Source organism: Bradyrhizobium erythrophlei (assembly GCF_900142985.1).
Classification (GTDB): Bacteria; Pseudomonadota; Alphaproteobacteria; order Rhizobiales; family Xanthobacteraceae; genus Bradyrhizobium; species Bradyrhizobium erythrophlei_B.
Genome location: NZ_LT670849.1, coordinates 6,814,560 through 6,835,918, shown reverse-complemented (window position 1 = coordinate 6,835,918; position 21,359 = coordinate 6,814,560). Strand labels below are relative to the sequence as shown.

The window sequence follows — 21,359 nt, the reverse complement described above, 5'->3', positions numbered from 1 at the left end:
AACGAAGCCGGCGCTCTCCAACCGGCAAATCGGGTCTAGACGTAAGCCTCCTCCCGGACCCGCCACTCAAGGCCTCGCTCGCAGATTGCAGCGAGGCCGCCCTTTTGGCGAATCAGGCCGTGCTCCGTGTTTGTGCGGGGCGCGATTCCTGTGGATTCGCCAATTGGCATGAACGCTGCATGGTAGAACCAGCCGGGTACTTCTTCGGATGGAGATTCCATGCTCGTTACGCTTGTGGCGCTTTTGTGCAACGGCCAAGTCTGCCTGGAAAAGGTCGTTACCAACAGCGAGCAGTCCAGCATCTCGATGATGGATTGCGCGGTTCACGCCCAGTTCGGCATCGCCGAGTGGCTTCAGAATGGCCCCTATCGAGAGTGGCGGGTCCAGAGCTATAAGTGCGTGTTGGGCAAATATATTCCCAAAAATCAGGCTTGAACGAATCCACCGCGTCCTGACCAGGGCGCGGGCACCCTGTCGCGTATTGTAGAATGAATGGTCGCCACCCACGGTTTTACCGTGGGTCCTCGTCGCGCGTTTTTCGCGCAAGGTTGGCTAACCTCCGAGCGGCCCGTCAGGCGACCGGCTCCGCATTCGCAAACCGCGCCCATAAACTTACCGCTTTATTTTCCGGCTCGTCCCCGCACGCGGAGCCGCTCGTTTAACGCGGCATTGGTGCTGTCCCGAAAATTCGAATAATAATCGATCAATAAAATAAAACAGGGAGGGCTGGATATCATGAAGCGATCGATGCTTGTTGCTGTCGTGCTGGGTGCCGTTATGCCGTTTGCGGTATTCGCCCAGACCGCCGATGATCTAAAGAACGATGAGAACACGCCGGGCGACGTACTCGTCTACGGCATGGGTTACTCGGCCAACCGGTTCAGCCCCCTCACCCAGATCAACAAGGATAATGTGAGCAAGCTGGTTCCTGTTTGGGCCTACTCGCTTGCCGATCTGCAAGGAGGAGAAAGCTTTCCCGTCGTCAAGGATGGCGTCATCTACGCGACGACCCACAACGCGACGACGGCGGTCGATGCGTTGACGGGCAAGCAGATATGGCGGGTCCTTCACGACTATCCGCCTGAAAGCTTGCGTGTCGTCTGCTGCGGTATAGTCAACCGCGGCGTCGCTATCTACGAAGGCATGGTAATCCGGGCTCTCATGGACGACCGGCTCGTCGCGCTGGACGCCAAGACGGGCAAAGAGCTCTGGATGGTGAATTCACCCGAACCCGCGACATCCGAAAACGGCTACGCGATGACGGGTGCGCCGCTGATCGTCAACGGCGTTGTCATCATGGGTGTGGCAGGCGCGGAGTTCAGCCATCGCGGCTTTCTGGAAGGCTACGACGCCAAGACCGGCAAGCACCTGTGGCGGCTCTACACGGTTCCGGCCAAGGGTGAGCCTGGCTCCGAGACCTGGGAAGGCGATTCCCAGCTGACGGGTGGCGGCAGCAGCTGGATCACCGGTACCTACGATCCAGAGCTCGATCTGGTCTATTGGGGCATTGGCAATCCGGCGCCGTGGAATCCGCGCGCTCGCAAAGGTGACAACCTCTTCACCGACTCCGTTTTCGCTATCCGTCCGAAGACCGGGGAACGTGTATGGTACTTCCAGACGACACCGCAGGATCCATTCGATTACGACGCGGTGCAGACGCCGGTCATTGCCACGATCAATGTCGACGGCGCTCCGCGCAAGGTCGTCATTCAAGCCAATCGCGGCGGCTTCCTCTATGTGCTGGATGCCAAGGACGGAAAGCTGATTACTGCCAACCCCTACGGCAAGTTGAACTGGGCGAGCGGGATCGACATGAAGACCGGACGCCCCATGGTAACCGATGTCTTCACCGACGCTCTCGAAGGCAAGAAAGTTACGGTTTGGCCGTCGATCTCCGGCGTGACGAACTGGCAACACCTGTCGTTCAGTCCGCGTACCGGGATGCTCTACATCAACACATTGCATGTCGGGATGACCTATGAGGCGCCCGATCCGCCGAAGCTGACGCCCGGACGCCCGTCCGGCGTGCCGACCGTCAAGCGGACGACCGTCACGGACGATCCCAATATTCGTGGTTATCTCAAAGCGGTCGACCCCATGACCGGCAAATCGAAATGGGAGACGCCGTATCGGAGTCCAAACTATTCTTCGACCATGGTCACGGCGAGCAATCTCGTTTTCACCGGCGTCATGACCGGCGAATTCCAGGCTCTCGACGCCGATACCGGCAAGATCCTGTGGAGCTTCCAGACACCGTCGGGAATTATCGGTCAGCCCGTCACGTGGGAACGCAACGGCAAGCAATACGTCACCGTCATGAGCGGCATCGGCGGCGTCTATGCGCTACGTGCGGGCGACCCGAACCTCAACAACCTGCCGACGGGTGTGTCGCTCTGGACGTTCGCTCTTTTCGACAAGTAAATCCGCCATCCCGAATAACGAACCGAAAACGGAGGCCAGCCGCGCTGACCTCCGTTTTCGTCACCCGCTCGACCGGGCGGGCAGACCGAAAGCAACGTGTGGGCAATATACAAAATGCCAATGAGGGCTAAAAATATCACCTGGGGTGCACTAGCCCGCATCGGCGCCATCGTCGCGCTCGATGTCGCGTTGTCGGCTGTTGGAACGGTATCGGCACAGGACGCAGCCAAGATCGAGGCGGGTGAGAACGTCTACAACACCAATTGTCAAATCTGTCACGGCGAGCAACTGGTCAACACGGGCCAGACGTTCGACCTGCGCCGGCTAAAGGAGAACGAGCGTGCGCGCTTTGACAACTCGGTGCGCAACGGCAAGAATCAGATGCCGCCGTGGAAGGGCAAGCTGACCGACGAGGAAATCGATCAGCTTTGGCACTACATTCGCGCCAATGCGTACCAAAAATAGTCGCACTGGTCTGTTTGGATGTCCCGAGAGATTGTTTGTGTCTCAAGACCGCACGCTTTGAGCGAAGAAATTTCTCAAGATCTTGCGCAGCTCAGACTTCTTCAAAGAGCATAGCTAAATCGAAAAGCCCGCTATACGCTGACCCCAACTGGCCGAACGCCAGCATGAAAAATGGGGAGGCGACAATGTATCGTCGGCTGTGGCGAGCGATATCGACGCTCATCGTTTTCGGTCTGTTATTCGTCACGCCGGCACGCGCCGCCGATCCCGAGATCGACAAGCTGCTTCGAAGCCCGGTCGGCAAGGACTGGGTCACCAACGGCGGCAATCTCACCAACAATCGCTATTCCACGCTGAAGCAGATCGACACCACCAACGTCGGCAAGCTCAAAGGTGCATGGATGACCCGCCTGAAGGGTTCGGGCGTTGGCGGCAAATATTCTCTCGAGGCTTCGCCGCTGGTGAAGGACGGCATCATGTATGTCGTCACCGGCAACGATGACGTCTTTGCAATGAACGCCAAGACAGGCGAGATGATCTGGGAGTACTGGTCCGGCATCGAGCAGAACATTTCCACGGTCTGCTGCGGCTGGGTCAATCGCGGCCTCGCGATGGGTGATGGACTGATTTACCTCGGGCAACTCGACGCGAACGTCGTCGCGCTGGACATGAAGACCGGCAAGGTTGCCTGGAAGACGCCCATCGAAAAATGGCAGAATGGTTACGGCGTCACCAGCGCCCCGCTCTATTATGACGGCATGATCTATAGCGGGATCACCGGTGGCGAATTCGGTGTTCGCGGGCGGTTGACGGCGCTCGATGCAAAGACCGGCGAGATCAAGTGGCGCTGGTTCACGCTGCCCGCTCCGGGTGAGAAAGGCAGCGAGACCTGGCCGGCTGGCACCGATCATTCGATGCGCGGCGGCGCTGCGATCTGGAATACGCCGGCCGTCGATCCCGAACTCGGCTTGCTCTATTTCGCAGTTGGCAATTGCGGGCCCGACTACGACGGCTCGATGCGAGAAGGCGACAACCTGTTCTGTACGTCCATGGTCGCGCTGAAGGCCAAGACCGGGGAATATGCCTGGCACTTCCAGCAGGTGCATCACGACATATGGGACTACGACGCCGCGAGCCCGGTTGTCCTGTTCGATACCGTCATCGACGGCCAGCCGCGAAAGGGCATCGCCGAGGCCGGGCGCACCGGCTGGGTTTATATCCTCGATCGCACCAACGGCAAACCGCTGATCGGCATCAACGAAAAGCCGGTGCCACAGGAGCCGCGACAGAAGACGGCGGCGACGCAACCGATTCCGGTCGGCGATCCCGTTGTGCCGCAATGCGCCGAGAAAATTCCCGGCTATGATGAAGCTGGCTGTCTCTATACGCCGTTCTGGGAATCTCCGGTTCTGATCCAGCCGTCCGGTATCGGCGGCACCAATTGGTCGCCAATGCCGTACAGCCCGGATACCGGCTATCTCTATGTGCCAGGCACCGTGCGAACCAGCGCGTTCGTCCGTAACAGCAGCCAGTACACTACCGGACAACGCTATACCGGTGGCGGACAGGCTGCACCCATCGGCTCGCCGATGACCGGCACGTTTACAGCGATCGATGCCAAGACCAATAAGATCGCCTGGCAAACCAAGACGCCCTATCGCGTCGGTGGTGGCGGCGGCTCGACGGTAACCGCAGGCGGGCTGGTCCTTCGTGGTGAACCCGACGGCAACTTTCTCGCGCTCGACGCCAAGACCGGTCAGGAACTGTTCCGCTTCCAGACTGGATTTGGCGCAGACGCTCCGCCTGTTGTCTATGAGGTCGATGGCGAGGAATTCATCGCGATCGCAGCCGGCGGCAACTCGATGCAGGGCAGTGCCTACGGAGATGCCATCTGGACCTTCTCGCTGAAAGGCCAACTCGGTCCGCTGTGGGCGCCTCCTGCGCCGGCGACAGTCGCCGGCCCGACCGGACCGATTGCGGCTGGTGTCGATGCGGTCAAGATCGGCGCCAACAACACCGAGTACAGCTTTGCTCCGGCGCGCACCCGGATCAAGGCCGGCACGACGGTGAGTTTTACCAACGTCGGCGACATACCGCACGACTCGACGTCATTGGTGCAAACGGACGGTTGGAGCACCGGCGTGCTGACCAAGGGCGAAACGAAGACAGTCAAGTTCGACAAGCCCGGCACCTACTACTACATCTGCTCGCCGCACCCGTGGATGTACGGTCAGGTCATCGTCGAGTGATCGACCAAAATTGAATGCGACAACACGCCTTCTCGCGGCTCTCGCGGGAAGGCGTTTCTTTTCGGGAGTTCTGTGCGTGATGCTGTTCGGCAAAATGACGTGCAAGACGGTTGCGCCGAAGATTTGGCTGGCGCTTGCATGCACTCTTCTCTCCGCGCCGGTTATCGCAAACGAAGCCGCCGAGCCCTCACCTGCTGAATTGATCGAAGGCCTTGTATCAGGCCGCGCGCCGGTAGGCGGTCCGTTCGAGCTCACCGATCAAACCGGGCACCGGCGGACCGATGCGGATTTTCGCGGCAAGCTCGTCGTTCTTTATTTCGGTTACACCTATTGTCCCGACGTATGCCCCACCGAGCTTCAGTCGATCACGCTGGCGCTTGATAATCTCGGTGCGAATGCGGGGGCGGTGCAGCCCCTGTTCATCACGGTCGATCCGGAGCGCGACACGCCGGCGCGGCTTGCCGAGTTTGTCTCGTCGTTTCATCCGCGACTGATCGGCCTGACCGGTTCTGCTGCCGACATCAAAAAAACGGCGATCGCCTACCGGACGTTCTTTGTCAAAAATGCTGCGGCGGCATCCGGCGAATATTCAGTCGACCACACCGGATTCATCTATCTGATCGGCAAGGACGGGCGATACCTCGGCTTCCTGCCGCCCGGCGTCTCGCCAGACGAAATTGCCGACGCCATCCGCGCGCGGCTAGGGGCGGAATAATTTCAGATAAATCCTTTGCCAATTCGGAGGAGACGATGCGCAAGAACAAGCGTGCGAGCGAGCCAGAGCAAGCCGCCGGAAATGGACTTCTCGACCGCCGCCTTTTCCTTACGGCCGGTGCGGCCGCGATCGGAAGCGCTGCTGTGCCGGACCGCGCCGCTGTGGCCGAGGCGCTGCCGGTCGAACCGTGGATGAAAGCGCCCGGTGCGCCTTTTACGCCCTACGGGCAGCCGTCAAAATACGCCAGCAAGGTTGTGCGTGCTGTTGCGAGCGCGCCCGGCACGACGGGCACGGGCACCTCGCGCACGCCGCACCATCTGCTCGACGGTACGATCACGCCCAACGGACTTCATTTCGAGCGACACCACGCCGGTATTCCCGACATCAACCCGGAAGCACATCGGCTGCTGATCCACGGCCTCGTCAAACGCCCGCTTGTTTTCACCCTCGATGCGCTGATGCGCTACCCGATGGAATCGCGCGTGGCTTTCATCGAGTGTGCGGGCAACAGCGCCCTGCTCTACCAGAAAGAACCGGCCCAGGTTGGCGTGCAGCCGATTCATGGCCTGTTGTCCTGCGCCGAATGGACCGGAGTGAGGCTTGCGACCCTTCTCGAAGAAGCCGGTGTTGACCCAAGCGCGCAATGGATCCTTGCCGAGGGCGCCGATGCGTCGGGCATGAGCCGCAGTGTGCCGCTTGCAAAGGCAATGGCTGACGCGCTGATCGCGATCTATCAGAACGGCGAACCGGTACGGCCGTCGAACGGCTATCCGATGCGGCTCTTGTTGCCCGGGTACGAAGGCAACATGAATGTTAAATGGCTTCGACGCATCAAGCTGACCGAGGGGCCGACGATGACCAAGGATGAAACCTCGAAATACACGATCCTGCTCAACGACGGAAAATCGCTGCAATTTTGCTTCGCGCAGGAAGCCAAGTCGGTCATCACGCGCCCCTCGCCCGGCCTGACGATGGGCGCGCCGGGTCTCTACGAGATCACGGGCCTTGCCTGGTCCGGTTATGGCCGGATCACGAAGGTCGAGGTCTCCGCAGATGGCGGTACGAGCTGGGCCGCGGCCGCGCTCCAGGATCCGGCACTGCCGATGTCAGTCACGCGTTTCCGCTCACCGTGGCGCTGGGACGGTGGCCCGGCTGTGCTTCAAAGCCGCGCGACAGACGATTCCGGATACGTGCAGCCGTCGCGCTCGAAGCTGATTGCCGACCGTGGCGCACGGGGCGCTTACCACTTCAACGGAATTACGAGCTGGGGCGTCGCACAAGGCGGCGAGGTCAAACTTGTCTACGCATAACATGATGTTTGCAGCCTGCTCGGCTCTCCTGGTCTGGCACGGTGTCGCGCTCGCGGAAGGGCCCAATCTCGGAAAAGCCGCGAGCCCCGAGGAGATCGCTTCATGGGACGTCAGCATCGGCCCTGACGGCGCAGGTCTGCCGCCAGGCAGTGGAACACCGCAGCAGGGCGAACAGGTCTATGTGGCCAAGTGCCTTGGATGTCACGGCGAGAAAGGCGCCGGCAAGCCGAACGATCGGCTGGTCGGCGGTCCGGAATTGCTTGCGCCCGGGCAAGCGCCCGTCAAAACTGTCGGCAATTTCTGGCCCTACGCGACCACCGTCTTTGATTATGTTCGGCGTGCGATGCCGTTGAACGAACCCAAATCGCTCAGGGACGACGAAGTCTATGCCGTGGTCGCCTACCTGTTGTGGCTCAACGGCGTGATCGCAGAGAACGATACGATCGACGCCAAGACGCTGCCGGCGCTGCGCATGCCGAACCGGGAAGGATTTGTCCGCTTCTCCCGAGGGCAATGAGCTCTGCGCGGGGCCTGCGTACCTCTGTTTAAGGATGGTAGCAGGAAGGCGGTTCCGGCCCTTGAAAAGGGGCCTCTGAACGTGTTGTTCTCCGCGCGCCCCAAGAACCCGGAGACAGCAGAATGACCTACCCGAACGTGCAGTTGTATATCGACGGCAAATGGCGTCCCGCCGCCTCCGGAAAGACTATCCCCGTCCTCAACCCGGCGACCGAAGAGGTGGTTGGCACGGTTGCGCATGCCGCAAAGGCTGATCTCGACGAGGCGCTGGCAGCCGCGGAAAAAGGCTTCAAGACCTGGCGCGCGGTCTCTTCCCTTGAGCGCTCCAAGGTGATGCGCAAGGCCGCCGATCTGATCCGCGAACGCGCCGAAAAGATCGCGGCCATCATGACGATCGAGCAAGGCAAGATCCTCGCCGAGGCCAAGATCGAAACACTGTCGGCCGCCGACACCATCGAATGGTTCGCCGAGGAAGGCCGCCGGACCTACGGCCGGCTGATTCCGGCGCGGCTGCCCGGCGTCTACCAGATGGCGATCAAGGATCCGGTCGGTCCGGTTGCCGCCTTCACGCCGTGGAATTTCCCGATCAACCAGGTGGTGAAAAAGCTGAGCGCGGCAATCGCTGCCGGTTGCTCGATCATCGTCAAGGCGCCAGAGGAAACCCCGGCTTCGCCTGCGGAATTGATCAGGGCGTTCGCCGATGCCGGCGTGCCGGCCGGCGTCATCAATCTGGTCTACGGCGTGCCGTCGGAAATTTCCGAATATCTGATCCCGCACCCGACCATCCGAAAAATCTCCTTCACCGGCTCGACCATCGTCGGCAAGCATCTGGCGGCCATGGCGGGTCAGCATATGAAGCGCGTGACCATGGAACTCGGCGGTCATGCGCCGGTCATCGTGTTCGACGATGCGGATGTGGAATCCGCAGCGAAGATCATGGTTGCCGCGAAGTACCGCAACGCCGGTCAGGTCTGTATCTCGCCGACCCGTTTCCTGGTGCAGGAAGGCGTCTACGACAAGTTCATCAAGCAGTTCGTTGATGGCGCCAAATCGCTCAAGGTCGGCAACGGCCTCGACACCAGCTCCACGATGGGCGCGCTCGCCAACGACCGCCGCATTACCGCGATCGAAACCATGGTGCAGGACGCCGTCGGCAAAGGCGCCAAGGTTGCGACCGGCGGCAATCGCGTCGGCAACAAGGGTTACTTCTTCGAACCCACCGTTGTCACCGACGTGCCAAAATCGGCGCGCGCGATGAACGAGGAGCCGTTCTCGCCGCTGGCACTCATCTCGTCGTTCTCGAAGTTCGATGATGCCGCCGAAGAAGCCAACCGTCTGCCGTTTGGTCTCGCCTCCTACGCCTTCACCAAATCCGCCAAGACCGCGACCGCGATCGGCGCGGCGGTGGACGCTGGCATGATGTCGATCAACCATTTCGCGTTGGCATTGCCCGAGACGCCGTTCGGCGGCGTCAGGGATTCCGGCTATGGTTCGGAAGGCGGCACCGAAGGGATCGACGCCTATCTCAGCACCAAGTTCATCACCCAGACCGGTGTGTAAGACAGAGATCAGCGCGTAAACTGAAATGCAGGAGCAAGCCGCCGGCAGGTGGCTTGCTCCTTGTTTATTTGAAATGCTGCAAATGACGATGCTGTCGCGGCGTCAGCCGCGGGCCGTCCCTAGTCTGGCGACTTTAGAAACGCCAGCCCAATCCGCTTCTCGCGAATCCAGATCACCCGGCAGTCGTGGGTCGACGAGTCTTTTGCCATGACCAGGCGAAATTGGTCCGGGACGAAGGCGGGATTGTCGACGTCGATCGCGGCCCCGTCGGGTGAGATATTCCGCACCACGCAACGCATGACCGATCCACCCGCCGAAACGAAGGCGGGTTCGTTGATCTCGGTGCGCGGATGCTTTCGCTTCTCTTCCATCAATCGTGCCGGCATCCCCATAACCGGCGAGCCTAGCGCCCAAATCTAAAGAAATTGCCGGCAAGGGCAGCCGGCCGCCCTGAAGCGCGGTGCGGATTATTGCCGAACATTGCAGTTTTGGAGCACTGCCAGAGCGAGAGCCAGCTTCCGCTCCGGGGGGCAGCACGCTAGCCTTCCCTATCCAATCGGCTCAGGCGCAAGGCCGGTTTGGCAAAAAATACAAGCGCCACGGAAACGCTGCTCCCCAAGGAGATGCCATGTTCGAGATTCTCGACCGGCAGACGCGACTGACCGGTAATCAGGTCAGGATTCTCGTCGCCGCGATTTTTGGCGATGCGCTCGAATTTTTCGACTACTTCCTGATCGGCTTTGTGCTCGCCTTCCTGATTGGACCGTGGCAACTGACCTTCGGCCAATCGGCAACCGTGCTCATGAGCTCCGGGATCGGCGCCATCATCGGCGCTTATGGCTGGGGCTGGTTGGCCGACCGCATCGGGCGGCGCAAGGTCTTTATCAGCACCGTGCTGAACTTCTCGCTCGCGACAGGCCTTCTATATTTCACGCCGGACCAGGGGTGGATCTATCTCTCGGTGATGCGGTTTTTCGTCGGCCTTGGCGTCGGTGGGCTCTACTGCGTCGACCTGCCACTGGTGCAGGAGTTCATGCCGTCATCGAAACGCGGATGGACCGGCGGACTTGTCACCTGCGTGATTCCGCTCGGCGTCGGCCTTGGCGCCATTCTTGGTTCGGTGGTCGGCAGCGGCGAGTGGCGGATCTTGTTTGCGGTCGGAGTGTTGCCGGCGCTGCTCGTACTGCTCGTTCGCATTTGGGTGCCGGAGTCACCGCGTTGGCTCTGCCGGCAAGGGCGTTACGAAGAAGCCCGCCAGTCGCTGGCCTGGGCGCTGCAAGTGGAGCCTCAATCCTTGCCCCTGCCAACCGCGGCCGATGCCGGGCCGATCAGGCAGAGCAACTGGCTTGATCTTTTCAACTATCCGCGAAGCCTGTTGGTGTCGTGGCTCGGTAATGCCGGCGCGCAGACCGGGGTTTACGGCATCACGCTGTGGGCGCCCGCGCTGTTCGTGCTGTTGTTGAAGGTCTCGCCCCAACAAGCCGCCAGGATGATGATCCTGTTGAGCGCGTTCGGCTTCATCGGACGGGTTTCTTTTGCGTTCTTCTCGGAATGGTTCGGCCGGCGCAAAGCCGGTGGTCTGCTCGGCTTCGGCGGCGGACTGCTCACGATCCTCGCCGGCTACAATTACGACGTCATGGTGATGGGAACCTCGGTGTTCTGGCTGCTGCTCGCCGTCGGCTTTTTCTTTGCGGACGGCGGTTTTGCGATCGTCGGACCCTATGCCGCCGAGGTCTGGCCCTCGCATTTGCGCACCTCGGGCATGGGGTCGGCCTACGGTTTCGGCGGGATCGGCAAGATCATCGGACCGCTCGGTCTGGCCCTGATCGTCGGTAGCGGCAATTATCTCAAGCCTGACGTGCCCTTACCGCAGATTCCTCTGGCGTTCCTTTATCTCGGATGCTGGTTCTTGATGGCGGGGACAGTGTACTATTTCTTCGGCATCGAAACCCGTGGCAAGTCGATCGAGCAGATCGACCAGGAATTGGCGAAAGCCTGATACGCGCTCGCCGACGCGAGCCAACAAGAACAGTGATCGAAGGAGAACAACCATGCCGCTCGGCGGATTGCAGCATTACACGATCGAACCTGCGGATCTCGAACGCACCAAGGATTTTTATTGCGATGTGCTGGGGCTCGAGAACGGCGATCGTCCACCGCTCGATTTTCCCGGCTACTGGCTTTACTCCGGTGGGGTGGCGACGGTCCATTTGATGGGCACGCGCAAACCGCGCGTGGGCATCGTCGTGCGCGGCACAGAGAAGAAATATGAAGACACCGGCCGTCTCGATCACATTGCGTTTGCAGCATCCGACGCCGAGGGCATGCGCAAGCGTCTGCAATCCAGAAACGTCAAGTTTCGCGAAAGCATCGTGCCGCGCACGGGCGACACACAGTTCTTTCTCTACGACCCGGACGGCGTCGGTGTGGAACTGAATTTTCCGAAGGGCTGACGACGACCTTGGGCGCTATTCGGTGTCCTTTCCACGAATCCAGACAAGGTCATACCGCGGCCATATCTCGGGCGCGAAGCGGTCAGCTTTTCCTCAATTTTGCATGACGATTTGGACTTCGCCGCCGCTGCGGCAGGATAGCCGGGTGCCTTGCCTTCCACCTACCCCAGGGCCGGAGTACCCGGCTATTCGCCGGCGGTTGAAATGGAAACGACGGCAGACGTCTCTGCCGCCGCCGGGTTTCTTGTTGGCCTAATCGAGCCCGCGCTCGTGGCTCAGCCGCACCATTTCCTCAATAAACGTCGTCTTTTGCTTGTCGTTGAGGCTCATGAACAGCGGTTCGGCGGCGTCGGCCACTGCGCGCTGGTCGGCGGCGCGATCAACCAGAAACTGCGCCTCGTTGCGCATCTGCTCCACGATATCGTCCGGCGGATCGCGCTTGGCGCGCGCAATCCGCAGATTGAGGCGCTCGGCCCCATTGTGGCCGAGATAGTGCATGGCGCTGTTGAAGGCCGACCAGTTCTTTTCCTGTTCGGGCGTCAGATTGAGGGAGCCCTTGATCCGGTCGATATAGGCATCGCTGTTGGCCACAATCTGCTCGGCGGTCAATTCAGGCTCGCCCGGCTGGGTCAGAACCTCGATTGGCTTTGTCGATGCGGTTGTCGTCGGTACCGGGGAAGCCTTGGCCGTCTTGGTGGCCTTCGATTTGGTCGCTGTAGCCGGCTTGGCGGCATTGGCGGTGGGTTGCTGCTGCTGAGGCTGTCCCTGCGGCTTTTCATTGCCGACGCCCAATGCGCCGCCAAAGACCCCGCCGATCGCGCCGATCGCGCCTCCCAATACGCCGCCGACAGGGCCGGCCGCCTTGTTGCCTGCCTCCGCGCCCTCCTGCATGCCCTTGACCAGCCCCTGGGCCTGGGCCGCTCCCCCGATCGAGAAAAACAACATCAAGGCAAGGCCCAACCCTGAAAGGCGCGTGGCTGGTTGCGGGCTGAACATGGTCTGAACTCCTTGGCCAGTCTCTGACGGCGATGCGGCAACGAATCCGGGGATTATCCGTATCACCGGCCCGCAAGTCTACCGGGCGCGGCAGTGGACCGCAGCAAGTTCCACCTGCTAAACGATCCTTGTCCCCCCTGAATGAACAAAAAACGAGAGCGGCGAGGATCCGGCAATGGCCAGCAACAAGAAGAAAATCTTCATCACGCAGACGATGGCCGCCGGCGGCCGCGCGCTGCTCACCGCGCGGGACGATATCGAACTCATCGAGTTTCCCAATCTGATTTCCGCACCCGATTTCGAGGCGCTTTTGAAGCAACACGCGCCCGTGCAGGGGGTCGCGCTCGGCGCCACCCGGTTTGGCGAGACCGAACTCGAAGCCGCGCAGGACATGAAAGTCGTTACCCGGATCGGAGTAGGCTTCGACGCGGTCGACGTCCCCGCCCTCAGCCGCCGCAAGGTTCCGCTGATGGTGGTGGGAATCGCCAATTCGCCGTCGGTGGCGGAACAGGCCCTGTTCATGATGCTGATGCTCGCCAAGCGCGCCAATGAACTGCACGCGCTGGTGAGGAACGGGCAATGGAGCACGCGGCTTGGCAAACTGCCCTACGACCTGTTTGGCAAGACGGTCTTGATTATCGGCTTCGGCCGAATCGGCACGCGTACCGCCAGACGCTGTCACGCCATGGAAATGAACGTGCTGGTCTATGACCCCTACAAGCCGGCCGCGGAGATCAGGAGCGCCGGATACGAAGCGGTCGTCGATCTCGACACCACGCTGCAGCGCGCCGATTTTGTCAGCATTCACTGCCCGAAGACGCCGGAAACGATCGGGATGTTCAATGCTGCGCGCCTGAAGCGCATGAAGCCGTCCGCCTACCTCATCAACACAGCGCGCGGCGGCATCATCGATGAGACCGCGCTCCACGACGCGCTGACCTCAGGCAGACTGGCGGGCGCGGGTCTCGATGTGTTTGCGCAGGAACCGCCGCCGGTTCCAAATCCGCTGTTCGAACTGCCCAACGTGATCGTCGCCCCCCATGTGGCCGGTGTGACCTGGGAGGCCGTGGACCGGATGAGCGAGCAGACCGCGCGCAATATCCTGAGCGTACTGGATGGGGCGCCGATCCGGGATAACGTGATCAATCAGGATGTCCTCGATTGACCCGCGGAAGAATATACCTCTGCTCCGGATTTTCCCGGCTTTGCCCGACAAAACTCAGCCTCAATCCGACGAGAAGGTATTTCGGAGATTCGCGGAAAGGGCCGCGATATCTGTGTTTCGAGGGCTAAACCATTGACCGAAGGCGACCCGACCGATCATGCGCTCGCGACCATTGCGAGCATTCTCGATCAGCCGGCCTCCCCGCCGGAGGCTGCAAAGGCGGATGGCGGCGGAACACTGGAAGGCCCCGCGTCGCAGGTGGCCGGGGTCGAAGGCTACTCGAAATCGGGCCCCGGCCCGATGGAGGCGATCCGCTTCAAATGGACCGTCCGTCGCGAGACCGATGATCGATACTTCGTGGACGAGACCATCGGCGAGAATTCGCGTTCGATCACCAACGGACCGATGTCGGCCGATGCGGCCGTTCGGTTCGTCGACGATCAGGCAAGCGAAGCGCGACAGCGGTTTGAGGCGCTGCGCAACGAAATGGCCGGGCGAGCCGCCGCGGCCGACGTTCTTCGCAAAATGAGCGGCGGAAGCTGAGACGTCGAACGTCTATCCGCTAACCTTCACCGCGTATTCTTCATCGGTGACGGGCTCCATCCAGGTGATGTGATTGCCGTCGAGCGATTCCTGCATGGCGACATGGGTCATCGCATTGGTCGCCGAGGCCCCGTGCCAGTGCTTCTCACCCGGCGGAATCCAGACGACATCGCCCGGTCGAAGTTCTCGCACCGGCCCGCCTTTGGTCTGGAAACGTCCGACGCCCGAAATGACGTAGAGCGTTTGCCCGAGCGGGTGCGTGTGCCAATTGGTTCGTGCGCCCGGCTCGAACGACACGCGGCTGGCGCGAATGCGCGCCGGCGCAGGCGCGTCAACAATCGGATCCTGCCACACGGTGCCGGTAAAGCTCTCTTTCGGCCCGCGGCGGGTGGGCCGTGAACCGGCCAAATGCAAATCCATGGGGTTTCTCCTTTTTGATAAAGTTTTTTGGCGGGCTTATTTCTTTGAAGCCGCGTAGCGTGCCTTGGTCTCGGCATTCATCGGATAAAGGCCGGGTAACACCGCGCCGTTATTCACTTCGTTGACGATCCAGGCCTCCATGCGCTCCTGCTCGGCGCCTTCAGCCAGGACATGCTCGAGGAACGCCTTGGGAATGACAACCGCGCCGTCCTGGTCGGCCACGATCACGTCATCCGGGAAAATGGCAACGCCGCCGCAGCCGATCGGTTCACCCCAGCCGACGAATGTCAGTCCAGCGACCGAAGGCGGCGCGGCATAACCATCGCACCATACCGGCAGGCCGGTGCCGAGCACGCCCTCGAGGTCGCGAACCACGCCATCGGTGATCAGCGCCGCGACGCCGCGCTTGACCATACGCGCGCAGAGAATGTCGCCGAAAATGCCCGCATCGGTCACGCCCATGGCGTCGACCACAGCGATGCAGCCATCCGGCATGGCCTCGATCGCGGTGCGCGTCGAAATCGGGGACGACCAGGATTCCGGCGTCGCGAGGTCTTCGCGGGCCGGCACGAAGCGCAGCGTGAAGGCCGGCCCCACCAGTCGCTTCTGTCCCGGCCGCAACGGCTTCGTTCCCCGCAGCCAGACATTGCGCAAGCCCTTCTTGAGCAGGACGGTGGTGATGGTGGCGGTCGTGACGTTCGACAGCGTTTTGACGGCTTCGGGGCTCAGGGACATCGAAAAATATTCTCCGGTAAGATGGATGGCGCGCATCTTCCAAGGTGCAAGCATCGCGTCAAGGGCTCTTGGGCATTGCAGCCGCCCACAGGCCGCGGCGCCTCCGCTCGATCATCACGTCTTATCAGAGGTTGCCGGATTAGTTTATTGAAGTAACTTGATTTTTTACATCGCAAGGGTCGCCTCGCCGCCCCGCCGATGATAAGATCCGTCAAAATCCCGCCTTGGGTAAAGATGCCTCGACCAGCGAATTCCTGGCTGGTCGTCAGACTCCGAGTTATCAGACGATGGCTGCGCCACTTTCTCCTCCTCGCCTCCTGCCCAGCGGCGACAGTGCAGTCACGGTGGAATTCAGCCGCAAGATCGATGACGAAGCCAATCGCCGCGTGCTGGCGCTGGACCGCCTCCTGGCACAGGAGCCGATTGCGGGCGTGAGCGAATCCATTCCGACCTACCGGTCGCTTCTGGTTCATTACGATCCGGCCCAAATCGACTTCGCAACGCTTGGCCAAAAGCTCCTTGAACTGGCGCTGCGGCAGCTGCCGGCTTCGGAAAAGGCCCGGCTGTGGCGAATTCCGGTTGCCTATGGTGGCGAGTACGGCATCGATCTCGAAGATGTCGCCAAAACGCTCAACACGACGCCCGACGACATTGTTGCGCGACACATCGCCAGCGAATATCGCGTCGCCATGATCGGGTTCACGCCGGGCTGGTCCTATCTCAGCGGCCTGCACGAGTTCCTGCACATGTCGCGGCGGAAAGATCCGCGTCTGCTGACGCCCGCGGGTACAGTTTCGATCGGTGGTGTGCAGACCGGGGTTCAATGTATCGCGGGTCCGAGCGGCTGGCATCTGTTGGGGTGCACGCCGGTGCGCACCTATCAATTACACCGTGAGCCGACTTTCCTGCTCGAACCCGGCGATCACGTGAAATTCTATCAGATCGATGCCAAGACCTATGCCGAGCAGGAGCGCGCGGTTGAGGGTGGCGAGATCATTGCTGAATTGATCGCCGCATGACCAACCTTGCCATATTATCGATTGGCCCGGCGAGTTCGGTGCAGGACGGCGGCCGCTTCGGCGCCCAGCGCTACGGCTTGACGCCAAGCGGGGCAATGGACCGCCTGGCGCTCGCGGTCGCCAATTGTCTGGCCGGGAATCCGCTGTTGACGGCGGCGATCGAAATCGGCCCTTACGGCGCATCACTGAAAGCGCGCGGAGGTGCCGTTCGCGTGGCGCTTTCGGGCGCTCCCCGCAGCGCCGATATCGGCAGCCGGTCGGTGGCGTGGGATACATCTGTCACGATCGCCGACGGCGAAACGCTGAAGCTCGGCATGGCGCGCGGCGGTTCGTTCAGTTATCTCGCGATCGAAGGCGGCATCAAGGGCGAGCCGGTGTTCGGCAGTCTTTCGGTCAATGCGCGGGCCGGCCTCGGCAGCCCCTACCCACGTCCGTTGCAGTCCGGTGATGAGCTGGACGTCGCTGCGGCAAACGCCATCCCGGAGCGCCGCATCGATCTGCCGGCAGCCGCTAGCGGGCCGATCCGGATTGTGCCGGGACCGCAGAACGACGAGTTCAGCGAGGGGGCGGTCAAGCTGTTCCTCGACAGCGAATGGAAGATATCGGCGACCAGCGACCGTATGGGCTATCGCCTCGAAGGCCCCGTCATCAAACACCTGCATGGCCACAACATCGTCTCCGACGGCACGGTCAACGGCAGCATCCAGGTCCCCGGCAACGGACAGCCGATCGTGCTGATGTCCGATCGCGGAACCAGCGGCGGCTACCCCAAGATCGCGACCGTGATTACGGCCGACTACGGCCGGTTTGCCCAGATCCCCGCCGGAACGGCCTTTCGGTTCAAGGTCGTCAGCATGGAGGAGGCGCAAGCCGAGGCGCGCAAATTCGCAGAGCTGCTGCGCACCCTGCCCGACCGGCTTGGATCGATCGAGAGCTTTGATCTCAATGTCGAAGCGCTGCAAGATGCCAATGTCGCCGGCGTCGCCGTCAGTGCGATGGACGCCCGGACCTGGCAAGTTGCCGGCGCGGAATAATTTCGAAAGACCAACCAGCAAACGGATAACAACATGAAAACGGTCGACCTGAACAGCGATCTCGGCGAGTCCTTCGGCGCATGGCAGATGGGTAATGATGCCGCGATGATCGACGTCGCCAGTTCCGTAAACGTCGCATGTGGCTTTCATGGCGGCGACTACGATGTGATGCGCCAAACGGTGGAACTGGCAAAGGCGCGCGGTGTCAGCATCGGCGCCCATCCGGGCTATCGCGACATTCACGGCTTCGGCCGCCGGCCGTTCTACGGCATGCCGGCGCGCGAAATCGAAAATCTCGTCGCCTACCAGATTGGCGCGCTGCAAGGCGTCGCCGCGCTGTCCAACTACAAGGTCACTCACGTCAAGGCGCATGGCGCGCTGTCGAACGTCGCCTGTGAAGAAGACAGCACCGCACGCGCCATTGCTGCCGGGATCAAGGCTGTCGACCCGAATCTGGTGTTCGTCGTGCTCGCCAATTCCAAGCTGGTTCAGGCTGGCGAAGCCGCAAATTTGTCGATGGCGCACGAAGTCTTCGCCGACCGAGCCTATGAGGACAACGGTAACCTGGTTTCACGCAAGAAGCCGGGTTCGGTCCTGCATGATCCCAAGCAGATTGCTGAACGCGTGGTGCGAATGGTGCAGGACGGCGCGGTCGTGTCGGTCACCGGCAAGGTCATCAAGATGCGAACCGATACCATTTGCATCCATGGTGACACGCCCGGCGCCGTCGATATCGCGCGCGGCGTTCGCCAGGCGCTGAAAGAGGCCGGCATCGACGTGGCACCGTTCAAGAAGGCCTCCTGACGGAGACGTCACGTCCGGTACGCGATTGAAGTTCACGCCTTGAAATGATCGCGCGCCGCGCGGCCGAGCCGCCGCGCGGCTGTTTCCAGCGCACCGATGCCGTGGCCAGCGAAGCCGAGCACAAAGCCGTCGCCTTTTCCTTTGGTCATACGCATTTCCGACAGCAGCCGGGATTCCACGTTGGCGGCTGCGCGTATGCTGCCGGCGGTTTCTGCTGTCGTCCGCTCCGGAAGATGCGCCACCATGTGCATGCCCTGTTCCGGCGACTGCACCTGCAAGATACCGTGGGACGCCTCGGCGATGGTTTGCGTGACGACGTCGCGCGCGGCGCGGTAACGCGCCCGCATCCGACGCGCATGAGCGGAGAGAAAGCCGTCGGACATCAGGTCCGCCACCGCCGTCTCCACGAAGCTTGGCGGAAACCGGTCATAGGCGAGCCTGGCTTTTGTCACCTCGGTGAGGATGGTGGATGGCAGCACGGCGAACGACAGGCGCAGCGAAGAAAACATCATTTTCGAGAAGGTGCCGAGATAGATGACGCGGTCATGGCCGTCGATGCCGGCCAGCGCCGTCAGCGGCGGACCCGCATAACGAAATTCGCTGTCATAATCGTCCTCGAAAATCCATCCCTGCGACGCGCGCGCCCAGTCGAGCAACGCGACCCTGCGCGACATGCTCATGGTCACACCTAGCGGAAACTGGTGCGACGGCGTGATGTAGACCGCCTTTGCAGACGGGCGTTGCTTTAGCGCCTGCGGCACATCCAGGCCCTGACTGTCGACCGGTACCGGTACGATTTTCACGCGCGCGGCTTCGAGAGCCTGCCGGGAGAAGGGATAACCGGGATCCTCAAACCAGACGGCATCGCCCGGCTTGAGCAACGCCTCCGCACACAGCCGCAATGCTTGCTGCGTGCTGCCGAGAATGACGACGCAGGCCGGGTCGCATCGAATGCCCCGTGTTGCCGCCAGATGGAGCGCAATCTGCTCGCGCAGCGCCTCGCTGCCTCGCGGATCGCCATAGCCGCGATCGATGCCGGCGCCAGCCGATATGTGCCGGCGAACGGCAATGCCGAGCCGTTGGAGCAAGTCGGGCGCCGCATACGTTCGCCCGAGCGCGAACGGTCCCCGCGCCCCCGGACCTGCGGCGGAAGCCAATGAAACAGCCTTTGCCGGACGGGCGCGCGGCGGCAGTTCTGCAGCAACATAGGTGCCGGCGCCGATATGGGCTTCGACAAGCCCGTCGCTGAGCAGGTGCTCATACGCCGCTACGACGACGTTGCGCCGTACCCGGAACTGCCTGGCGAGGTCACGGCTCGATGGCAGACGAAGTCCTGCCGTCAACCGGCCTTCGAGGATGGCGCTGCGCAAGCTGGCATGGACTTGAAGCGACTGGCTGCCACGTGCGGGATCGAGCCGTAACGGAAGGTCGAGCAGCGTTTGCCGCCGCCGCTTCAAAGTGGTCGGTGAAATGGCCATCAAATTGGACCTCCCCGAAACCAATTTCAGGAGATAGGAGGTCATGTCAACCGCTGGCGAGACACCCTCATCGCGGCGGCTCGCGAATTCAAGAATAGAGGTCACCAGTGACGATTTCTGCAACGCTGCCCCGACCACGCTCCATCGGCAATCGCTTGGGGATGATTATCGCCCCCGCCGCCGCGCTGGTCTATCCGCTTACGCTGAAATCCTTCAACGACGCGGTCACCTCTGTTGAGGTCGGACACAGCTCCTATCTTTCGATACTTGCGGCGGTCATTTCCTTGATGCTGTCATTCGCGGTACCCGCGGCGGCGCTTGTCATGTCGCAGCGTTTGGGCGCGATCGAAAATCCGACACTTGCCCAGTTGCGGGCGAGACGGATTGCCACGCTATCAGTCGCCGCGCCGACGATCCTGGTCTTCCTCGGTGTGCTCGTCTTCATGGCGGGCAATCCCGTTCCCGACGTTGCGCTATGGACGCTGTTCTGGATCGGCGCGCTGATGTTTGTCCTGCTTGCCGACAACGAACGGCCAGTCCCCTCCGACGCCAAACCGGTGTGGCCTGCGATCCGCGTCGCGCACGGGTTTTCCGCGCTTGCGATCGTCACGATCTTTCTCGGACTACATCTCACCAACCATATGAAATCGGTTCGCGCCGTCTATCGGGCAAAACTGATTGAGCCGGTGCTGGTGCTTTTATTGTTCTTTCAGGTCGGAACCGGTCTCTATTTCGCGATGCGGTATATGGCGAAGCCGATGGATGCGTTTCGCGCATTCCAGGTCGCCTCAGGCATGTACCTTGTCTTCTACGTGGTCGGCCATATGGACTCGGTGTTCATCCTCGGACGAACTTTCCTTGGGATCGAAACCGGTTGGGATTTTGCGACCGGCGCGCCGGTCGGTCTGATCCGCGGCGCCCGCAACATTCGCCTGTTGCCGCATTATGGGCTCGGCGTTTTCTTCGTGCTCGCGCACCTGTCGAGCGGCTTGCGCCTCGTGCTGCTCGGACACGGCGTGTCAAAGCCGATTGCCGACCGGGTAATGATTGGAGGTGCTATCGTTGGCGCGCTGATCGCGACCGCGATCATGCTGGGAATGTGCGGAATGCGCGTGCAGTTCGTCTAGTGGTCCAATTCCTAACAGCGGTACAGTGTGGGTCTAGAAGGGATGGACGGACAACGTCCCGAACAGGACGCCCGCGATCAAGGCAAAGGCGCCATAAAGCGCGGCCGCATGAAATCCGTTGCCGGTTTTGCGGGACAGCGAACGCGCATACAGATGTAATCGGGCTTCCGCCGATAATTCGCGCATGGCCGATCTCCAACGTGACATGCGTTGTAGTGGAGCGGCCATTACGGGCGGAAACAAGACGATGCCGAAAATAGCGATATCGTTGCCCGGCGAGCCTCAACTTCAGATGGAATTTCTCTGACGTGGAGTCTTCCAGGAATTTTATTCGTTCAATTTTTCAGTA

Annotated in this window: 22 protein-coding genes; 16 read left to right on the top strand and 6 right to left on the bottom strand. The window is 61.3% G+C overall.

What is annotated here, in order from left to right:
• The first annotated feature begins 219 nt into the window (after positions 1–219).
• From BUA38_RS32850 to BUA38_RS32815, 8 genes are all read left to right on the top strand, one after another.
• Positions 220–435: a hypothetical protein gene (locus BUA38_RS32850; protein WP_072824640.1), complete on the top strand. Its 216-nt coding sequence runs from the start codon at positions 220–222 to the stop codon at positions 433–435.
• A 300-nt stretch (positions 436–735) separates the two neighbouring features.
• Entirely contained in the window at positions 736–2,421 is a 1,686-nt protein-coding gene (locus BUA38_RS32845; RefSeq protein ID WP_072824639.1) for a PQQ-dependent dehydrogenase, methanol/ethanol family, read from the top strand.
• A 120-nt stretch (positions 2,422–2,541) separates the two neighbouring features.
• A complete protein-coding gene (locus BUA38_RS32840) occupies positions 2,542–2,886 on the top strand; it encodes a c-type cytochrome (protein WP_072824637.1) in 345 nt (114 codons plus the stop codon).
• Between the two features lie 185 nt (positions 2,887–3,071).
• The gene (locus BUA38_RS32835) at positions 3,072–5,135 is read left to right on the top strand and encodes a PQQ-binding-like beta-propeller repeat protein (RefSeq protein WP_072824635.1); all 2,064 of its coding nucleotides are present in this window, start codon (positions 3,072–3,074) and stop codon (positions 5,133–5,135) included.
• A gap of 79 nt (positions 5,136–5,214) precedes the next feature.
• Positions 5,215–5,850 (top strand): SCO family protein, encoded by a 636-nt coding sequence (locus BUA38_RS32830; RefSeq protein ID WP_244553122.1) that lies wholly within the window; start codon positions 5,215–5,217, stop codon positions 5,848–5,850.
• A gap of 35 nt (positions 5,851–5,885) precedes the next feature.
• Positions 5,886–7,160 (top strand): sulfite dehydrogenase, encoded by a 1,275-nt coding sequence (gene soxC / locus BUA38_RS32825; protein WP_072824633.1) that lies wholly within the window; start codon positions 5,886–5,888, stop codon positions 7,158–7,160.
• A complete protein-coding gene (locus BUA38_RS32820) occupies positions 7,147–7,677 on the top strand; it encodes a c-type cytochrome (protein ID WP_244553121.1) in 531 nt (176 codons plus the stop codon). Before soxC ends, BUA38_RS32820 begins: the two co-directional genes overlap by 14 nt.
• A gap of 122 nt (positions 7,678–7,799) precedes the next feature.
• The gene (locus tag BUA38_RS32815; RefSeq protein WP_072824629.1) at positions 7,800–9,236 is read left to right on the top strand and encodes an NAD-dependent succinate-semialdehyde dehydrogenase; all 1,437 of its coding nucleotides are present in this window, start codon (positions 7,800–7,802) and stop codon (positions 9,234–9,236) included.
• Positions 9,237–9,355: 119 nt separating this feature from the next.
• Here BUA38_RS32815 and BUA38_RS32810 read toward each other — a convergent pair whose 3' ends face one another.
• Positions 9,356–9,622 (bottom strand): PilZ domain-containing protein, encoded by a 267-nt coding sequence (locus tag BUA38_RS32810; protein WP_244553120.1) that lies wholly within the window; start codon positions 9,620–9,622, stop codon positions 9,356–9,358.
• A 242-nt stretch (positions 9,623–9,864) separates the two neighbouring features.
• Between BUA38_RS32810 and BUA38_RS32805 the strand changes: the two genes are divergently transcribed.
• Both BUA38_RS32805 and BUA38_RS32800 read left to right on the top strand, forming a co-directional pair.
• Entirely contained in the window at positions 9,865–11,235 is a 1,371-nt protein-coding gene (locus tag BUA38_RS32805; RefSeq protein ID WP_072824627.1) for an MFS transporter, read from the top strand.
• 52 nt (positions 11,236–11,287) lie between these two features.
• On the top strand, positions 11,288–11,689 hold the full coding sequence (locus BUA38_RS32800; RefSeq protein WP_072824625.1) for a VOC family protein: 402 nt from the start codon (positions 11,288–11,290) through the stop codon (positions 11,687–11,689).
• Between the two features lie 252 nt (positions 11,690–11,941).
• Here the strand turns inward: BUA38_RS32800 and BUA38_RS32795 are convergent, their stop codons facing one another.
• Entirely contained in the window at positions 11,942–12,685 is a 744-nt protein-coding gene (locus BUA38_RS32795; RefSeq protein ID WP_072824623.1) for a Spy/CpxP family protein refolding chaperone, read from the bottom strand.
• 175 nt (positions 12,686–12,860) lie between these two features.
• Here BUA38_RS32795 and BUA38_RS32790 point away from each other — a divergent pair, with 175 nt between their 5' ends.
• Together BUA38_RS32790 and BUA38_RS32785 are read left to right on the top strand one after the other, a co-directional pair.
• The gene (locus BUA38_RS32790) at positions 12,861–13,850 is read left to right on the top strand and encodes a hydroxyacid dehydrogenase (RefSeq protein ID WP_072824621.1); all 990 of its coding nucleotides are present in this window, start codon (positions 12,861–12,863) and stop codon (positions 13,848–13,850) included.
• A 132-nt stretch (positions 13,851–13,982) separates the two neighbouring features.
• On the top strand, positions 13,983–14,393 hold the full coding sequence (locus BUA38_RS32785) for a hypothetical protein (protein ID WP_072824619.1): 411 nt from the start codon (positions 13,983–13,985) through the stop codon (positions 14,391–14,393).
• Between the two features lie 12 nt (positions 14,394–14,405).
• Here BUA38_RS32785 and BUA38_RS32780 read toward each other — a convergent pair whose 3' ends face one another.
• A complete protein-coding gene (locus BUA38_RS32780) occupies positions 14,406–14,813 on the bottom strand; it encodes a (R)-mandelonitrile lyase (protein WP_072824617.1) in 408 nt (135 codons plus the stop codon).
• 36 nt (positions 14,814–14,849) lie between these two features.
• A complete protein-coding gene (locus BUA38_RS32775) occupies positions 14,850–15,548 on the bottom strand; it encodes a ribonuclease activity regulator RraA (protein WP_072826617.1) in 699 nt (232 codons plus the stop codon).
• A gap of 287 nt (positions 15,549–15,835) precedes the next feature.
• On the opposite strand from BUA38_RS32775, the gene pxpB reads away from it, so the two are divergent.
• The 3 genes from pxpB to BUA38_RS32760 are packed head-to-tail and all read left to right on the top strand — an operon-like array spanning position 15,836 to position 18,405.
• Complete coding sequence (gene pxpB / locus BUA38_RS32770; protein WP_072824615.1) at positions 15,836–16,567, top strand: 5-oxoprolinase subunit PxpB; 732 nt, start codon at positions 15,836–15,838, stop codon at positions 16,565–16,567.
• On the top strand, positions 16,564–17,601 hold the full coding sequence (locus tag BUA38_RS32765; RefSeq protein ID WP_072824614.1) for a biotin-dependent carboxyltransferase family protein: 1,038 nt from the start codon (positions 16,564–16,566) through the stop codon (positions 17,599–17,601). Before pxpB ends, BUA38_RS32765 begins: the two co-directional genes overlap by 4 nt.
• A gap of 33 nt (positions 17,602–17,634) precedes the next feature.
• Positions 17,635–18,405 (top strand): LamB/YcsF family protein, encoded by a 771-nt coding sequence (locus tag BUA38_RS32760; protein ID WP_072824612.1) that lies wholly within the window; start codon positions 17,635–17,637, stop codon positions 18,403–18,405.
• A gap of 32 nt (positions 18,406–18,437) precedes the next feature.
• Here the strand turns inward: BUA38_RS32760 and BUA38_RS32755 are convergent, their stop codons facing one another.
• Positions 18,438–19,883 carry a PLP-dependent aminotransferase family protein gene (locus BUA38_RS32755; protein ID WP_072826616.1) on the bottom strand — a complete coding sequence of 482 codons (1,446 nt, stop codon included), beginning with the start codon at positions 19,881–19,883 and terminating at the stop codon, positions 18,438–18,440.
• Between the two features lie 161 nt (positions 19,884–20,044).
• Here BUA38_RS32755 and BUA38_RS32750 point away from each other — a divergent pair, with 161 nt between their 5' ends.
• Positions 20,045–21,010, top strand: a complete 966-nt coding sequence (locus BUA38_RS32750) for a hypothetical protein (RefSeq protein ID WP_072824610.1) — start codon at positions 20,045–20,047, stop codon at positions 21,008–21,010.
• 33 nt (positions 21,011–21,043) lie between these two features.
• On the opposite strand, the gene BUA38_RS37740 is transcribed toward BUA38_RS32750, so the two are convergent.
• Positions 21,044–21,196, bottom strand: a complete 153-nt coding sequence (locus BUA38_RS37740; protein WP_172806128.1) for a hypothetical protein — start codon at positions 21,194–21,196, stop codon at positions 21,044–21,046.
• Positions 21,197–21,359: the final 163 nt, after the last annotated feature.

What these genes read in the sequence shown, in the direction of transcription:
- BUA38_RS32750 (WP_072824610.1), top strand. Translation starts at nt 20,045, where the DNA reads ATGATTATCGCCCCCGCCGCCGCGCTGGTCTATCCGCTTACGCTGAAA.
- BUA38_RS32830 (WP_244553122.1), top strand. Translation starts at nt 5,215, where the DNA reads ATGCTGTTCGGCAAAATGACGTGCAAGACGGTTGCGCCGAAGATTTGG.
- BUA38_RS32765 (WP_072824614.1), top strand. Translation starts at nt 16,564, where the DNA reads ATGACCAACCTTGCCATATTATCGATTGGCCCGGCGAGTTCGGTGCAG.
- BUA38_RS32790 (WP_072824621.1), top strand. Translation starts at nt 12,861, where the DNA reads ATGGCCAGCAACAAGAAGAAAATCTTCATCACGCAGACGATGGCCGCC.
- BUA38_RS32815 (WP_072824629.1), top strand. Translation starts at nt 7,800, where the DNA reads ATGACCTACCCGAACGTGCAGTTGTATATCGACGGCAAATGGCGTCCC.
- soxC (WP_072824633.1), top strand. Translation starts at nt 5,886, where the DNA reads ATGCGCAAGAACAAGCGTGCGAGCGAGCCAGAGCAAGCCGCCGGAAAT.
- BUA38_RS32835 (WP_072824635.1), top strand. Translation starts at nt 3,072, where the DNA reads ATGTATCGTCGGCTGTGGCGAGCGATATCGACGCTCATCGTTTTCGGT.
- pxpB (WP_072824615.1), top strand. Translation starts at nt 15,836, where the DNA reads ATGGCTGCGCCACTTTCTCCTCCTCGCCTCCTGCCCAGCGGCGACAGT.
- BUA38_RS32845 (WP_072824639.1), top strand. Translation starts at nt 736, where the DNA reads ATGAAGCGATCGATGCTTGTTGCTGTCGTGCTGGGTGCCGTTATGCCG.
- BUA38_RS32810 (WP_244553120.1), bottom strand. Translation starts at nt 9,622, where the DNA reads ATGCCGGCACGATTGATGGAAGAGAAGCGAAAGCATCCGCGCACCGAG.
- BUA38_RS32760 (WP_072824612.1), top strand. Translation starts at nt 17,635, where the DNA reads ATGAAAACGGTCGACCTGAACAGCGATCTCGGCGAGTCCTTCGGCGCA.
- BUA38_RS32805 (WP_072824627.1), top strand. Translation starts at nt 9,865, where the DNA reads ATGTTCGAGATTCTCGACCGGCAGACGCGACTGACCGGTAATCAGGTC.
- BUA38_RS32780 (WP_072824617.1), bottom strand. Translation starts at nt 14,813, where the DNA reads ATGGATTTGCATTTGGCCGGTTCACGGCCCACCCGCCGCGGGCCGAAA.
- BUA38_RS37740 (WP_172806128.1), bottom strand. Translation starts at nt 21,196, where the DNA reads ATGCGCGAATTATCGGCGGAAGCCCGATTACATCTGTATGCGCGTTCG.
- BUA38_RS32795 (WP_072824623.1), bottom strand. Translation starts at nt 12,685, where the DNA reads ATGTTCAGCCCGCAACCAGCCACGCGCCTTTCAGGGTTGGGCCTTGCC.
- BUA38_RS32755 (WP_072826616.1), bottom strand. Translation starts at nt 19,883, where the DNA reads ATGGCCATTTCACCGACCACTTTGAAGCGGCGGCGGCAAACGCTGCTC.
- BUA38_RS32800 (WP_072824625.1), top strand. Translation starts at nt 11,288, where the DNA reads ATGCCGCTCGGCGGATTGCAGCATTACACGATCGAACCTGCGGATCTC.
- BUA38_RS32775 (WP_072826617.1), bottom strand. Translation starts at nt 15,548, where the DNA reads ATGTCCCTGAGCCCCGAAGCCGTCAAAACGCTGTCGAACGTCACGACC.
- BUA38_RS32840 (WP_072824637.1), top strand. Translation starts at nt 2,542, where the DNA reads ATGAGGGCTAAAAATATCACCTGGGGTGCACTAGCCCGCATCGGCGCC.
- BUA38_RS32850 (WP_072824640.1), top strand. Translation starts at nt 220, where the DNA reads ATGCTCGTTACGCTTGTGGCGCTTTTGTGCAACGGCCAAGTCTGCCTG.